The sequence below is a fragment of the Streptomyces sp. NRRL F-6676 genome, from assembly GCF_000725625.1.
Lineage (GTDB): Bacteria > Actinomycetota > Actinomycetes > Streptomycetales > Streptomycetaceae > Streptomyces.
On sequence record NZ_JOHS01000010.1, the window covers coordinates 327,363 to 343,077 of the forward strand.

The following is a 15,715-nucleotide window of genomic DNA, read 5'->3' on the forward strand; positions in this document are numbered from 1 at the left end:
GTCGTAGCGCCGCCCTCGTACTCGGGAGCCACCTGGGTCGGGCAGCGCACCGACTACAAGACTTTCGCCAGGCCGTGCACAACAAGGCGTACGGAACCGGCGAGACAGGACACAGACAGCTTCCGAGCGGCGCCCGCGCCCCGGACGGCGGCAGGCGCGCACCGCGCGAGCCGCGGACGTCACCGGCACTGCCGGACCAGGCGGGGCGCCCGGAAGCCTGACGGGAGATACGCCCGCATGCTCGAACCGATCGAACCCGCCGAGGGTTCCGCAACCAGCGACTCCAACGCTTCCAGCACCCCCAGCGACACGCTGCCGCCGCGCCGCAGGCGCCGCGCCGCGTCCCGCCCGGCGGGCCCGCCGGGCGCGGCGTCGGAGACGACGCCGGAGATCACGGACACCGCCGCGCCGGCCGGCGCGGAGGACGACGCCGAAGAGGCGGCCCTCGCCGGCACGGAGACGGCGGCGGTGAGCGACGCCGCGGCACAGGAGACGGCCGCCGTCGCGGACGCCGCCTCCGCCGCGTCCGGTGACGCCGCGCCGCCGCGTGCGCGGCGCCGCGCGACCCGCAAGGTCTCCGCGCCCGCCGGTGCCCCCGAGGGGGCCGGGGCCGCCGAGACGGTGGTGACTCCGGCGGCCGACGATGCCGGTGCGGCCGGGGAGACCCCGGCCGTGACCGACGTGCCTGATGACGCCGCCGAGGCCGCTCCGCCGCGTGCGCGTCGGCGGGCGGCGCGCCGGGCGTCCGCGCCCGCGGGTGCGCCGCAGACGGCGGCCGAGGGCTCGGCCGTCGGCGAGACGCCGACGTCCGCGTCCGCCGGGTCGGCGCCCGCGGTGCCGGTCGACGGCGACGAGGCCGCGTCCGGCGCGGCTGCCGCCGACGGTGACGCCGAGGCGCCCACCGAGGCCGCTCCGCCGCGTACGCGGCGACGGGCCACCCGTCGGGCGTCCGCGCCCGCCGGTGCGCCGCAGGCGGCCGCCGCCGACGAAGCCGCGACTGCCGCTTCCGCTGGCGCGCCGCGGGCGGCCGCCGAGGAGCCCGCGTCCGCCGGCACCGAGTCGGGCGCTGCCGCCGACGGTGGCGCCGAAGCCCCCGCCGAAGCCACTCCGCCGCGTACGCGGCGCCGCGCCACCCGCCGGGCGTCCGCGCCCGCCGGTGCGCCGCAGGCGCCCGCCGCCGACCAGCAGGTGTCCGCGGAGACCGCCGAAACCCCCGTCACCGCCGGGACCCCGGTCACCCCCGAGACCCCCGTCGCCGCCGAGATCTCCGTCGAGTCCGTCCCCGGCGCCCAGATCGCCGAGGCCGAGGCCGAGGACGCCGGTTCCCGGCGCAGTCGCCGCCGCGCCACCCGCCGGGTCTCCGCGCCCGCCGGTGCCCCCGAGGAGCGCGTGGAGGCGCCCGTGACCGCCGACGACGCCGACACCGCCCCGGAGCCCGGCACCCTCGCCGCGCCGCCCGAGGTCGGTGACGCCCTCGCCGCCGAGGAGACCGGCCCCCGTCGCCGGCGCCGTGCCGTCCGCAAGGCCGCCACCGGCTTCGCCGCCCCCGCCCAGCCCGCCGGACGGCAGGGCACGGGCGAGGAGACGGACGAGGGCTCGCGGCGTCCCAAGCGGCCCGCCGTCGCCGTCTTCCAGGCGCCCGTGTTCACCGAACCGATGTTCCAGACCCCGGAGCGCGCTGCCGCCGCCGCGGCCGCCGAGGCCCGGCAGGAGCAGCAGGAACAGCCCGAGCGGACCGAGCAGCCCGAGCGGACCGAGCAGCCCCAGCGGCCCGAGCGGCCCGCCGAGCCCGTCGCCGAGGAGGAGACCGGCGGTTCGCGCCGCCGCCGTCGCCGCCGTGGCGGTGCGGACGGCGACGAGGCGCCGGCCGCCGCGCAGCCCGCCGAGACGGCGGAGGAGCCCGAGGAGGAGCCGGAGGCGGCCGAGGACGACATCGCCACCGACACCGACGACGACAGCGAGGAGACCGGCTCCCGCCGGCGCCGCCGCCGCGGTGGCCGCCGTCGCCGCCGGGGCGAGGCCGCCGACGGAGAAGCGGGCGACTCGGACGACGCCGAGGACGTCGCCGCGGCGCAGGCCACGCAGGACGCCGAGGACACCGTCGAGCAGACCACCGAGGATGCCGAGGACGCCGAGGACGACTTCCGCGGCGACCAGGGGGGCAGCTCCAGCGGCACCCGCCGGCGCCGCCGTCGCCGCCGCCGCGCGGGCGACGGCTCCGGCGAGGGCGAGCCGTCCGCCGACGACCCCGAGCGCACGGTCGTCAAGGTCCGCGAGCCCCGCAAGGCGAGCGAGCCGGTCGACGAGGTGCAGTCCATCAAGGGCTCCACGCGGCTGGAGGCCAAGAAGCAGCGCCGCCGCGAGGGCCGTGAGCAGGGCCGCCGGCGCGTCCCGATCATCACCGAGGCCGAGTTCCTGGCCCGCCGCGAGGCCGTCGAGCGCGTGATGGTGGTCCGGCAGAGCGGCGAGCGCACGCAGATCGGCGTCCTCGAGGACAACGTGCTCGTCGAGCACTACGTCAACAAGGAACAGGCCGTCTCGTACGTCGGCAACGTCTACCTCGGCAAGGTGCAGAACGTACTGCCGTCGATGGAGGCCGCCTTCATCGACATCGGCAAGGGCCGCAACGCCGTGCTCTACGCCGGTGAGGTCAACTTCGAGGCGCTCGGCATGTCGGGCGGCCCGCGCCGCATCGAGTCCGCGCTGAAGTCCGGGCAGTCCGTCCTGGTCCAGGTCACCAAGGACCCGATCGGCCACAAGGGCGCCCGCCTCACCAGCCAGGTCTCGCTGCCCGGCCGCTACCTGGTCTACGTGCCCGAGGGCTCGATGACCGGCATCAGCCGCAAACTGCCCGACACCGAGCGGGCCCGGCTGAAGAGCATCCTCAAGAAGGTCGTCCCCGAGGACGCGGGCGTCATCGTGCGCACCGCCGCCGAGGGCGCCAGCGAGGACGAGCTGCGCCGCGACGTCGAGCGGCTCCAGGCGCAGTGGGAGGAGATCAAGAGGAAGTCCAGGAACGGCGGCAGCGCCCCGACGCTGCTGTACGGCGAGCCGGACATGACCGTCCGGGTCGTGCGGGACATCTTCAACGAGGACTTCTCCAAGGTCGTCGTCAGCGGCGACGAGGCCTGGGAGACGATCCACGGCTACGTCTCCCACGTCGCCCCCGACCTCGCGCCGCGCCTGTCGCGCTGGACGAGCGAGACCGACGTCTTCGCCACGTACCGGATCGACGAGCAGCTCGCCAAGGCGCTGGACCGCAAGGTCTGGCTGCCCAGCGGCGGTTCGCTGGTGATCGACCGGACCGAGGCGATGGTCGTCATCGACGTCAACACCGGCAAGTTCACCGGTCAGGGCGGCAACCTCGAGGAGACCGTCACCAGGAACAACCTGGAGGCGGCCGAGGAGATCGTGCGTCAGCTGCGGCTGCGCGACCTCGGCGGCATCATCGTCATCGACTTCATCGACATGGTGCTGGAGTCCAACCGGGACCTGGTGCTGCGGCGCCTCCTCGAGTGCCTGGGCCGGGACCGGACGAAGCACCAGGTGGCCGAGGTCACCTCGCTGGGCCTCGTGCAGATGACCCGCAAGCGGGTCGGCCAGGGCCTGCTGGAGTCCTTCTCCGAGACCTGCGTGCACTGCAACGGGCGCGGTGTCATCGTGCACCTGGACCAGCCGAGCTCGTCCGGCGGCGGCGGTGGCGGCGGCAAGCGCCGCAAGCGCGGCCGGGGCGGGGCCGACCAGGGCCACGAGCACGAGACGCACGAGCACGGCACGCAGGCGGCCGAGGAGACCGCGGCCGAGGAGACCGCGCCCGAGCCGGTCACCGAGCAGCGGCCGGCCGCCGCGGCCGAGGTGCCCGAGTTCACGCCCGACGAGGAGCTGTACAGCAGCGTCGCCGAGGCGGAGGCCGCGGCCACCCGGGGCCGTTCGCGGCGCCGGGCGACCCGGCGGGCGTCCGCCCCGGCGGGCGCGCCGAAGCCGGCCGTCGCCGAGCCCGAGGCGCCGACAGCGCAGGGCGTGAGCGTCGAGGAGGAGACCGCGCGTCCGGTGCGCCCGGAGCCGGCCGAGGCCGCGCACGCCGAACCGGCCGCCGCGGAGGACCCGGTGGTCGAGGCCGCCGAGGCCCCCGAGGCCGTCGAGCCGGCGGCGCCCAAGGGCCGTACGCGCCGCCGGGCCACCCGCAGGGTGTCGGCACCGGCGACCGCGCCGGAGGAGGCCGTGGTGACGGTCACCGAGCCGGCGCCCGCCCCCGCGCCGGCCGAGACGCCCGAGCCGGAGCAGCAGGCGGCGGAGCGGGCCGGGCAGCCGGAGCCGGCCGCCGAGAGCGCCGCGCCGGCCCGTCCGCGCCGCCGCGCCGTCCGCAAGGCCACCGCGCCGACCTCCTCGGAGGACGCGGCCGTCGTGGTCGTGCCGTCCGCGGAGACCCCGGCGGAGGAGGCCGGACCGGAGGAGGCCGAGCAGGAGGCGGCCACGGCCAAGAAGGCGGCCCGCAAGACCGCCAAGAAGGCCACGGCGAAGAAGGCCGCGACGAAGAAGACGACGGCCAAGAAGACCGCCGCGAAGAAGACCGCCGCCAAGAAGACGACGACGAAGAAGGCCGCGGCCAAGAAGTCGACGGCGAAGAAGACGGCGGCGGCGACGGAGCCGGGACAGCCGACGGTGTCCGCGTCCACGGACGACTGACGCGCAGCGCCGGTACGCACGACGGTGGCCCACCCGCACCTCGCGGGTGGGCCACCGCGCGTTGACGCCCGCGGGGCTCGGTTTGACCCTGTCGGGACTGCCCCGTAACCTTGACCGTCGGCGTGTCGAGTGACGCGCCACATCCCCGTAAACCTCTTCCTCCGGGGCACCGCGTGTGCCGGAGAGGCGGCCCGTGTTGTCGGGTGGCTGGACTGCGGGGGTGCCGTTCCCGAGCGTAGAGAGTGAGATCCGCGTGTACGCCATCGTGCGCAGCGGTGGTCGCCAGCACAAGGTTGCTGTCGGCGACATCGTCGAGGTTGACAAGATTTCCACCGCCAAGGTGGGCGACACGGTCGAGCTCTCGACCCTGCTCGTCGTCGACGGCGACTCCGTGACCAGCGACCCGTGGGTGCTGGCCGGCATCAAGGTCCAGGCCGAGGTCGTGGACCACCACAAGGGCCAGAAGATCGACATTCTGCGCTACAAGAACAAGACCGGCTACCGCCGTCGTCAGGGCCACCGCCAGCAGTACACGGCGATCAAGGTCACTGAGATCCCCGCGGCTGCGAAGTAAGGGACTGAGAAGAGATGGCACACAAGAAGGGCGCATCGTCCACCCGGAACGGTCGCGACTCCAACGCCCAGCGGCTCGGCGTGAAGCGCTTCGGCGGTCAGGTCGTGAACGCCGGTGAGATCATCGTCCGCCAGCGCGGCACCCACTTCCACCCGGGCAGCGGCGTCGGCCGCGGCGGCGACGACACGCTGTTCGCGTTGCAGGCCGGTGCGGTGGAGTTCGGCACCAGCCGTGGCCGCAAGGTCGTGAACATCGTCCCGGTCGGCTGACCCGGACACTTTCGCGAGGCGGGCCTCACTTCCCCGAGGGGAAGCGGGTCCGCCTTTCGCGTGTTACGCAAGAGACATTCGCGCAGTAAGCAGTAACTGGAGGCACATCCCATGACCACCTTCGTGGACCGCGTCGAGCTGCACGTCGCCGCGGGTAACGGAGGCCACGGCTGTGCCTCCGTCCACCGTGAGAAGTTCAAGCCGCTCGGCGGCCCGGACGGCGGCAACGGCGGCCGGGGCGGCGATGTGATCCTCACCGTCGACCAGTCCGTGACCACGCTGCTCGACTACCACCACTCGCCGCACCGCAAGGCCACCAACGGCAAGCCCGGCGAGGGCGGCAACCGCTCCGGCAAGGACGGCCAGGACCTCGTCCTGCCGGTCCCCGACGGCACGGTGGTGCTCGACAGGGCCGGCAACGTCCTCGCCGACCTCGTCGGCCACGGCACGTCCTACGTCGCCGCCCAGGGCGGCCGCGGCGGCCTCGGCAACGCGGCGCTCGCCTCCGCGCGGCGCAAGGCCCCCGGCTTCGCGCTGCTCGGCGTGCCGGGCGACCTCCAGGACATCGTGCTGGAGCTCAAGACCGTCGCCGACGTGGCGCTGGTCGGCTACCCCAGCGCCGGCAAGTCCTCGCTGATCTCCGTGCTGAGCGCGGCGAAGCCGAAGATCGCCGACTACCCGTTCACGACCCTCGTCCCCAACCTGGGCGTGGTGACGGCGGGCTCCACCGTCTACACCGTCGCGGACGTCCCCGGGCTCATCCCGGGCGCCAGCCAGGGCAAGGGGCTGGGCCTGGAGTTCCTGCGCCACGTGGAGCGGTGCAGCGTGCTCGTGCACGTCCTGGACACCGCGACGCTGGAGTCCGAGCGCGACCCGCTCTCCGACCTCGACGTCATCGAGGCGGAGCTGCGGCAGTACGGCGGTCTGGACGACCGGCCGCGGATCGTCGTCCTCAACAAGATCGACGTGCCCGACGGCAAGGACCTCGCCGAGATGGTGCGGCCGGAGCTGGAGGAGCGGGGTTACCGCGTCTTCGAAGTGTCCGCGGTCGCCCACATGGGGCTGCGGGAGTTGTCGTTCGCGCTGGCGGAGCTGGTCGCGCAGGCGCGGGCGGCGCGGCCGAAGGAGGAGGCGACCCGTATCGTCATCCGGCCCAAGGCGGTCGACGACTCCGGCTTCACGGTCACCCAGGAGGAGTCCGAGGGCGAGCCGCTGTTCCGGGTGCGGGGCGAGAAGCCCGAGCGGTGGGTGCGGCAGACCGACTTCAGCAACGACGAGGCGGTCGGCTACCTCGCCGACCGGCTGAACCGGCTCGGGGTGGAAGAGGCCCTGATGAAGGCCGGTGCCCGCACGGGCGACGCCGTCGCGATCGGTCCGGAGGACAACGCGGTCGTCTTCGACTGGGAGCCGACGGTGATGGCGGGGGCGGAGATGCTCGGCCGGCGTGGCGAGGACCACCGTTTCGAGGCGCCGCGGCCGGCGGCGCAGCGGCGCCGGGACCGGGAGGCGGAGCGGGACGAGTCGCTCCGCGAGTACGACGACTTCGAGCCGTTCTGACCGGACGCGGGCGCGCGCGGCGGGCACCCCGCCCCGCCTCGCCTCGCTGCGGGCAGTCGTGCCGCTGGGGCGATGGGGGTAACCCCCACAGTCCCCCAGGGGCTCCGCCCCTTCGACCCCGGGGCGGAGCGCCCGAGAGCTCGGGGGGTGGGGGGTTGTGGGGCGGGTGCGGGTGTGAGGGGGCTGGTCGCGCAGTTCCCCGCGCCCCTTACGGGACGCATGGTTGCTCGCGCCCCTGCGGCGTTGTCGCGCAGAGGACACAGCCCCGCGCCCCTTACGGGGCGCGGCTGCGTGGCGGAATCGTGTGAAGAGGGGGACACCCCCGTGTCCCTGGCGGGGCAGCGGGGGTGTGTGGTCACGCGGTGACGGAGTCCTCCGTGCCCGGGGTCGCGTCCGCCTCGATGGCCAGTTCTTCCGGGGCCTCCTCGGCGGCACCGCGCGGTGCGGGGATCTCGGAGGACGTGCGGGACTCCATGCGGACCCGCCGCTCGTCGGCGCGGTCGCACAGCGCCTGCACCGCCTCGTTGAAGCGGACCAGCGACGGCGGCTCCGAGGGCCCGAGGAGCTGCACCTTCAGCTCCGCCCGCGCCGCCGTGAACGCGTCCTTCTCCGGGTGCCGCACCGACTCGAGCAGCCCCTTCACCCCGCCCGCCTTGGGCGTGAGCACCACGCCCGCGGACACCGTCGGGAACGCCTCCCGGAACGCCTCCTCCGACAGCCCCGAGGTGTTCGCGACCGCGTACGGCTTCTCGCTGGAGAGCCAGTCCGACACCACCGACGACACATCGCTGACGAGCAGGTCCGCCTGGTTGAAGCAGGCGAAGATGCCCGGCCGCGCGTCGGTGATGATCTGGTGCTCCCACTCCGGGAAGGAGGCCCAGTAGGCCTTCTCCCAGGCCGCCGTCGCCTCGGCGATCCGCGCCTCGCGCTGCCCGTCGGGCCGGCCCTGGAGCAGCATCCGCTCCATCTCGTCCGCGCTCGTACGGAAGTCCGTGGAGGTGAGCCGGTCCAGCTCGGCCGTCCGGCGGGCCAGCTCGGCGGCGGCCTCCGGGCCCGGCCGGGCCCCCGACCGCTTGGCGTTCGCCTCCGCGATCATCGCCTTGATGCGCTCGTTGGCGCGGCCCGCGCGCGGGTCGACGGAACCGGTCATCGGGTGCGGCTTGTAGAGCAGTCGTACGCCGTCGTCGGCGAGGAGCTTGCGGACGACGTTCTCGCCGGCCAGCACCACGGAGGTGTTGCCGGGGTTGCCGTCCCAGCCCTCCCAGGTGGGGGCGTACAGCACGGTGGTGTACGTGCCCGTCGGGGCGCCGGAGTAGGGGCGGATCGGCGCGAGCTGCGGCCGGCCGACCTCCACGATGTCCTTGTCCTCGACGCCGACCTCGGCCAGCGCGTACCGCTCGCGGGCGGCGGGGCCGGCGACCCACACCTCGTCGTAGGCCTTGGCGTACGGGTTGCAGGAGGAGAGCTTGTCGCTCTCGCCGTGGTTGATGAAGGCGTGCTTGATCGTGGGGATGCGCAGCACCTGGGACGTCTTCGCCGCGTTGGCGGGGTGCAGCATCATCTTCAGCGTCGAGTTCTCCAGCGAGAACATCGTGGAGACCTTCGGGAAGCAGATCACCGGCACGTCCGTGGCCTCGATCTTCTGCACCATGAACCGCTCGCGCAGCACGATCAGCGGCCGGCCGTCGAGCTGGGAGAGCGTGGAGAGCCACATGTTGGCCTGGTACGCCGACGTCGTCCCGCCGGAGAAGTACATCGCGAACGTGGGCCGGTACTCGGCCAGCCAGCCGTCCAGCCACTCCATGACCTGCTGCTCGGTCTTGGCACGCTTGCCCTTGAGCAGCCAGGTGCCCAGGTACGCGATGCCGCCGACGGCCAGCAGCAGGGCGGCGCCGACGCCGATGTAGCCCCACGGGCCGTCACCGGTGGCGGCGGTGGCCAGCAGGCCGGCGGTGGCCGGGACGGAGAAGACCAGCAGCCGGTGGCCCTGGCGGCGGGCCAGGATGCGCGGCGGGGCCTTGGTCAGGTGCAGCGCGGAGGCGTCGATGTTGCGGGTGACGATCGGCAGCGTGCGGGTGCGGCGGACCAGGACGGCGACGGCCTGGCAGCAGAAGTGCAGCGCGTAGAAGGCGCACAGCGCGACCGTCAGGGGCGCCTGCTCGCGCAGTGGCGCGATGCCGTCGATCCGCAGCAGTCCCAGCAGGATCAGCATGTCGCGCAGCAGCTGGCGGACCGTGACGTCGAACCGGACCTTGCCGAGGAGGGCGAGGAGGCCGGGATCGCGGTACTGGTAGTACAGGTCCAGGGCGAGTCCGGCCGCGCTCACGGCGACGAGGACCGGGGCGTTCGGCAGCAGCGCGGTGATGATCTGGGCCGTGAAAAGCGCGAACATCGCGCACAGCGTGGCCACCTGCACGAGACGGCGGGTGGCGGGGCCTGCGGAGGGCACGGGCTGGGCTCCTGCGGAGGGAATACGGCGGATGGGGGGGGAGCGTGGGAGGTGACGGCCCGCCCTTCGAGCACGCCCGAACAAGGGTGCCCCAACGAGGAGAGCCGAGGCTGACGGTATGACTTCGGACGCCCGGCAAGCAATCTCCGCCACCCGCTATCGCCGCGAACCGCACATAAGGGGCGCGGGTCCTGTGACCCCGTACACCTCCTCCCCGTCCGCCGTCCGGTCCGCCCCCGTCGACCTCCGTCGGCCCCCGTCCACCCCCCGAAACCCCCGCGCACCCCGCCGTCCCGTTCCCGTATGTTGCGGGAAGGAACCGCTCGTCGGGGCAATCGTCCGTACATGTCGGGAAAGCGAGAGGCGCACGTGTCAGCGCACAGGCAGGACGTCCAAGCAGCACGCCGGATCGTCGTGAAGGTCGGCTCCTCCTCCCTCACGACCGCCGCCGGCGGCCTGGACGCCGATCGTGTCGACGCCCTGGTCGACGTGCTCGCCAAGCACCACGGCGGAGGTGAGAAGGAGGTCGTGCTGGTCTCCTCCGGTGCCATCGCCGCCGGTCTCGCCCCGCTCGGCCTGCGCCGCCGCCCCCGTGACCTGGCCCGCCAGCAGGCCGCCGCCAGCGTCGGCCAGGGCCTCCTCGTCGCCCGCTACACCGCCTCCTTCGCCCGCTACGGGATCCGCGTCGGGCAGGTGCTGCTCACCTCGGACGACACCAGCCGGCGCGCCCACCACCGCAACGCCTCCCGCACGCTGGACAAGCTCCTCGCGATGGGCGCGCTGCCGGTCGTCAACGAGAACGACACGGTTGCCACGGACGAGATCCGCTTCGGCGACAACGACCGGCTCGCCGCGCTCGTCGCCCACCTCGTCCACGCGGACCTGCTGGTGCTCCTCTCCGACGTGGACGGCGTCTACGACGGCGACCCCGGCAGGCCCGGCACCTCGCGGATATCGCAGGTGCGGGGGCCCGCCGATCTCGCGGGCGTCGAGATCGGCAGTGCGGGCCGGGCGGGCGTGGGCACGGGCGGCATGGTCACGAAGGTGGAGGCGGCCCGGATCGCGGCGGCGGCCGGCATCCCCGTCGTCCTGACCAGCGCGGTGCACGCCGCCGAGGCGCTGGCCGGGGGCGACACCGGCACGTACTTCCACCCCACCGGCAAGCGCTCCGCCGACCGGCTGCTCTGGCTCCAGCACGCCTCCGCCCCGCAGGGGGCGCTGATCCTCGACGACGGGGCCGTCCGCGCGGTCGTCGAGGGCCGCAAGTCGCTGCTGCCCGCGGGCATCGCGGGCGCCGAGGGCGACTTCACGGCGGGCGACCCGGTGGAGCTGCGCGACGGCACGGGCCGGGCGGTGGCGCGCGGACTCGTCAACTTCGACGCCAGGGAGATCCCCCGTTTGATCGGCCGCTCGACCCACGAGCTGGCGCGGGAACTGGGACCGGCGTACGAGCGGGAGGTCGTGCACCGCGACGACCTGGTCCTGCTGGAGGCGTGAGCGGCGGGGCTCCGTCCCGCCCCGACCCGCTTCGACCCGCTCCGAACCGAACACCCGTTCGACCACCTCCGACGGAGGACGTTCCGCAAAACCGCCACACGACCGCCTCCCGCCTGCTCAACTGTCTCCCGGGGACACGTTCCGCACGACCGCTGGACACGGCACGACCGCGCGCTGAAGGAGGCCGCCGTGAGACGAGTGCGCCCTGGGACCCCACCGTCCCACCCCGAGGGCCCCACCCTCGACCCCCGGCCCGGCACCGGGGCTCGCGACCTCCGCCGCGGATCCGTGGCCCGAGACCCCCGGCCCGGCACCGCGGGCCCCGACCTGCGGCCCGGCTCCGACACCCGCGCCGACCTGCGGCCCGGGTCCGACACCCGCGAGCCCCGGTTCGCGTCCGGCGACCGCGATACGCGGCCAGGATCCGGCGCCCGGGGGTCCGGGCCCGCGTCCGGCGCCCGTGGGCCCCGGGATCTGGCCGGTGTCCGCGAGGCGCGTGACGTGGCCGGTCCTCGCGGCTCTCGGGAGGCCTCCGGTGGCCGGGGCGCGGCAGGTGGGCGCGAGCCCCGGGAGACGGGCCGCGTGCCCGAGCCGCGGGCCGGTTCCGGCGTCCGGGGTGTCGGCGAAGTCGGTCCCGGTGATCGTGAGCCCGGGCCCGCGTCCGGCGCCCGTGGGCCCCGGGATCTGGCCGGTGTCCGCGAGGCGCGTGACGTGGCCGGTCCTCGCGGCTCTCGGGAGGCCTCCGGTGCGTGAGGCCCCTGGCGCGTCGGGGCTCCCCGGTGGCCGGGGCGCGGCAGGTGGGCGCGAGCCCCGGGAGACGGGCCGCGTGCCGGAGCCGCGGGCCGGTTCCGGCGTCCGGGGTGTGGGGGAAGCCGTGTCCGGCGATCGTGAACCCGGGGCCGTCTCCGGCGACCGGGAGTCGCGGTTCGGGTCCGGCGACCGGGAGTCGCGGCTTGGGTCCGGCGATCGGGAGTCGCGGTTCGGGGCCGGTGCGCGCGGGCCGCAGGCGCTGCGTGGGGTGCGGGCGCTGCGCGGGGCGGGGGAGGGGCGGGGGGCCGTCGGAGGGGTGTACGAGGAGTCCGGCGCGGTGGTCGAGCCCGGCGTCGACGGGGGATCCGGGCGGACCGCCGGGGCCGGCGACCGGTTGTGGCATGTCACGCTCAGCGTGTCCGGTGGGGAGGCGCCGCTCGACGACGTCCGGCGGGGGCTCGAACAGCTCGCGCACGACCACCCCTTCCTGCTCACCAGCCGCTACGCCGGCGACCACGCCGAGATCCGCTACTGGGAGGAGGCCCGCGACCTGCACGACGCCGCCGCGGTCGCCCTCCGCCTGTGGGGCGAGCACCGGCGCACCGCCCGGCTGCCACCCTGGGAGATCGTCGGCCTGGAGGTCATCGACCGCGAGACCTACCACCAGCGCGTGGCCGCCGGCTACGGCCCGGCCCCCGCGACCCCGGTGGGCGTCCACCCCTTCTGACCGGCGCCGGCAATGCTTTTCTCCCGGTTCGCCCCGTCTCGGAGCGTGGACCGGCCGGTGGCCGGGCCCGCCCGGCGCACTACGCTTTTCCCATGACCACGCTCTCGCCGTACGACTCCATGTCACCGGTCGCCCGCGCCGCCTACCGGGCGCAGGCCGCGGCCGCCGACATCGCCCCGCTGCCGCGCGCCGTGAAGGACGACACGCTGCTCGCCGTGGCGGACGCGCTGGAGGTCCGGACGAACGAGATCGTCACCGCCAACGCCAAGGACGTCGAGCGCGCCCGCGCGGCCGGCACCAGCGAGGCCATCGTCGACCGTCTCACCCTCACCCCGGAGCGGGTGCGGGCCATCGCCTCCGACGTACGGGACGTGGTCGCGCTGCCCGACCCGGTCGGCGAGGTCGTCCGCGGCTCCACCCTCCCCAACGGCATCGACCTGCGCCAGATCCGCGTCCCGCTCGGCGTCGTCGGCATCATCTACGAGGCCCGCCCGAACGTGACGGTCGACGCCGCCGCCCTGTGCCTGAAGTCCGGCAACGCGGTGCTGCTGCGCGGCTCGTCCTCGGCGTACGAGTCGAACACCGCCCTCGTGCGTGTGCTGCGCGACGCGGTCGGCGGGGCCGGGCTGCCCGCCGACGCCGTCCAGCTCGTGCCCGGCGAGGGCCGCGACGCCGTGCGCGAGCTGATGCGCGCCCGCGGCCTGGTCGACGTGCTGATCCCGCGCGGCGGCGCCTCCCTGATCCGTACGGTCGTGGAGGAGTCCACCGTCCCGGTGATCGAGACCGGCACCGGCAACTGCCACGTCTACGTGGACGCCGACGCCGACCTCGACATGGCGGTCGAGATCCTGGTCAACTCCAAGGCCCAGCGCCCCAGCGTCTGCAACGCCGCCGAGACCCTCCTGGTCCACCAGGACATCGCCCCCGAGTTCCTGCCCCGCGCCCTGGACGCGCTGGCCGACGCCGGGGTCACGGTCCACGGCGACACGCGCGTGCTGGCGTACGCCAAGGACTCCCGGGCCACCGTCGTCGAGGCCACGGCGGAGGACTGGGACACCGAGTACCTGTCCTACGACATCGCCGCCGGCGTCGTCGACTCGCTGGACAAGGCCGTGGCCCACATCCGGCTGTGGAGCTCCAAGCACACCGAGGCGATCGTCACCAACTCCCAGCAGGCCGCCCGCCGGTTCACCCAGCTGGTGGACGCGGCCGCGGTCGCCGTGAACGCCTCCACCCGGTTCACCGACGGCGGCCAGTTCGGCTTCGGCGCCGAGATCGGCATCTCCACGCAGAAGCTGCACGCCCGCGGCCCCATGGGCCTGCCGGAGCTGACCAGCACCAAGTACGTCGTCACGGGCGACGGCCACGTACGACGCTGACGAATTGTCGTGCGCCCTGCCCAAATCGACCCCCCGGGACTACTCTGGATCCGTGCCGGAGGACGTGGGGGGCACGCCGTTCCCTGACGGCTGGGAGCCCGACGACGACCACGACCGCGGAGCGACGGACGAAGAGTTCGCCTCCGTGGTCTTCGACGAGTCCTTCGTACGCGCCGCCGTGGTCCACGAGCCGACGGCCGTGGAACGCCTCCTCGCCGCCGCACAGGCCCGCGCCGAGGCCCAGGAGGCCGAGGCCCGCCGGGCGCACACCAGGGGCGCCCTGGGCGACGACGATCACTACGACGACTACGAGGACGGCTACGGCCGGGGCACCGGCCACGGCCCGGACTTCGACGACCTCGACGACAGCGGCCTCCTCGGCGGCCGGTACGGCGTCCGGGGACGGCTGTACGGCAAGCACGCCCGCTGGCACCGCCCGGTGGCCTGGATGCTCGCCCTCGTGATGGGCGTCGGCATGGTCGCACTGGCGTTCGCCGCCGTCTACCGGGGCTCGTCCTCCCCGGACCGCCGGGACCAGGTCCCGCCGCCCGCCTCGACGGGACTGGAACAGGGCCGGGGCACGGGCGCCGACGCGGACGCCGGCACGTCCGCCGAGCTCTCCCCGCCCGCGGTCTCCGCGGTACCGCCCGCACCCTGAGCCGACCGGGCGCGCGACCGTCCCCACAACTGGCCGGGACCTGACAGAACTTGTCTCGTAGCACGGCGTTTACCGGAGCTCCGCGAGACCTACCCTGAAAGTATGGGCGGCCCAGGAAACCCACCCGAGGGGACCCCCGAGGGTGCCCCCGGCGGTGGCGAGGACGAGTACCGATCCGTCGTCTTCGACGAATCGTTCGTCCGCGCTGCCCGCCTCCAGGAGTTCTCCGCGCGGGAGCGGATCTCCGACCACGCCCCCGCCGTGCGCCGCCGCCCCGCCGTCCTGCGGCGCGGGCTCTCCCGGCAGGCGCTGTTCCTCGTCCTGCTGATCGCGCTCGCCTTCGGCACCGCGATCTACATGGGCTTCCGCCACCCGTACCAGAAGCCCGTCGCGCGGCCCGCCCAGCCGCTGCGGACGACGGTGATCCCGCTGGCCCCGCGCTCCGCCGTCCCCGGCTCCGCCGACGCCGAGGCGCTCTTCGCCGGCAGCCCGGCCGCCCGGTTCCGCCACGGCGCGGAGGGGATCACCCTGCCGGCCGTACGGCGCACCGCGCACTTCACCGAGAGCCAGGTCCTCTCCGCGCTGACCACCGCCAAGGACTACCTCGTCGACTCCGCGCTCGACCCGGACGTCCTCACCGGCGGCGCCGTGCGGTCCGTACGGCTGCTCCTCGACCCGCAGCAGTTCGAACAGTTCGACCGGAGCTTCGACCACCCCGCCGCGGACGGCCGGCACGCCCCCACCGGCTGGCTGATCCGCTTCGACCCCTCCCGCGCCGAGCTGGCCGACCGCGACATCCGGGTACGGGGCACCCTGCGGGCCACCGAGGCCGCCTCCGACGTGCTGGAGGTCGTCGCCGACCACACCCTGGTGTACGCCCTGCGCCCGACCGGCTCCGGCGCCGGCGCCAAGGCCTCGCTGTTCACCGTGCGGCGCGAACTGACGTTCCACTTCGACCGGGGCGACCTGCGGCTGCACCAGACGGAACTGACCGCCTCCTACGTCCAGGCCGGGCCTCTCTCCTGCGCCGAGGACCCGGCCGACCACTTCCTCCCCCTCCTGGCCGGCCAGACCCCCAAACCCGGCACCCCCGCCGGCACCAACCCCTACGCCACCGGCACGGCCACGGCCCTCTGCGGCACGCTGTCCACGACGGCACCGTAGGCGCC

At 74.6% G+C, this 15,715-nt stretch carries 10 protein-coding genes; 9 read left to right on the top strand and 1 reads right to left on the bottom strand.

Features of this window, described 5'->3' with window-relative positions; genetic code table 11:
* Nucleotides 1-237: 237 nt before the first annotated feature.
* From IO29_RS10280 to obgE, 4 genes are all read left to right on the top strand, one after another.
* The gene (locus IO29_RS10280) at nt 238-4,686 is read left to right on the top strand and encodes an Rne/Rng family ribonuclease (RefSeq protein ID WP_030381717.1); all 4,449 of its coding nucleotides are present in this window, start codon (nt 238-240) and stop codon (nt 4,684-4,686) included.
* Between the two features lie 253 nt (nt 4,687-4,939).
* Complete coding sequence (rplU, locus tag IO29_RS10285) at nt 4,940-5,260, top strand: 50S ribosomal protein L21 (protein WP_006132815.1); 321 nt, start codon at nt 4,940-4,942, stop codon at nt 5,258-5,260.
* A gap of 14 nt (nt 5,261-5,274) precedes the next feature.
* Nucleotides 5,275-5,529, top strand: coding sequence for a 50S ribosomal protein L27 (gene rpmA, locus IO29_RS10290; RefSeq protein ID WP_006137396.1), 255 nt, complete (start codon nt 5,275-5,277; stop codon nt 5,527-5,529).
* Between the two features lie 111 nt (nt 5,530-5,640).
* A complete protein-coding gene (gene obgE / locus IO29_RS10295; RefSeq protein ID WP_030381716.1) occupies nt 5,641-7,086 on the top strand; it encodes a GTPase ObgE in 1,446 nt (481 codons plus the stop codon).
* Nucleotides 7,087-7,441: 355 nt separating this feature from the next.
* Here the strand turns inward: obgE and IO29_RS10300 are convergent, their stop codons facing one another.
* Nucleotides 7,442-9,535, bottom strand: a complete 2,094-nt coding sequence (locus tag IO29_RS10300) for a hypothetical protein (protein WP_030381715.1) — start codon at nt 9,533-9,535, stop codon at nt 7,442-7,444.
* 369 nt (nt 9,536-9,904) lie between these two features.
* Between IO29_RS10300 and proB the strand changes: the two genes are divergently transcribed.
* From proB to IO29_RS10325, 5 genes are all read left to right on the top strand, one after another.
* Entirely contained in the window at nt 9,905-11,032 is a 1,128-nt protein-coding gene (proB, locus tag IO29_RS10305; protein ID WP_030381714.1) for a glutamate 5-kinase, read from the top strand.
* Nucleotides 11,033-12,041: 1,009 nt separating this feature from the next.
* Nucleotides 12,042-12,509: a hypothetical protein gene (locus IO29_RS10310; RefSeq protein WP_051707868.1), complete on the top strand. Its 468-nt coding sequence runs from the start codon at nt 12,042-12,044 to the stop codon at nt 12,507-12,509.
* 92 nt (nt 12,510-12,601) lie between these two features.
* A complete protein-coding gene (locus tag IO29_RS10315; RefSeq protein WP_030381712.1) occupies nt 12,602-13,888 on the top strand; it encodes a glutamate-5-semialdehyde dehydrogenase in 1,287 nt (428 codons plus the stop codon).
* 52 nt (nt 13,889-13,940) lie between these two features.
* On the top strand, nt 13,941-14,546 hold the full coding sequence (locus IO29_RS10320) for an SCO2584 family spore wall biosynthesis protein (protein ID WP_030381711.1): 606 nt from the start codon (nt 13,941-13,943) through the stop codon (nt 14,544-14,546).
* Between the two features lie 102 nt (nt 14,547-14,648).
* Nucleotides 14,649-15,710: an SCO2583 family membrane protein gene (locus tag IO29_RS10325; RefSeq protein WP_030381710.1), complete on the top strand. Its 1,062-nt coding sequence runs from the start codon at nt 14,649-14,651 to the stop codon at nt 15,708-15,710.
* Nucleotides 15,711-15,715 lie beyond the last annotated feature (5 nt).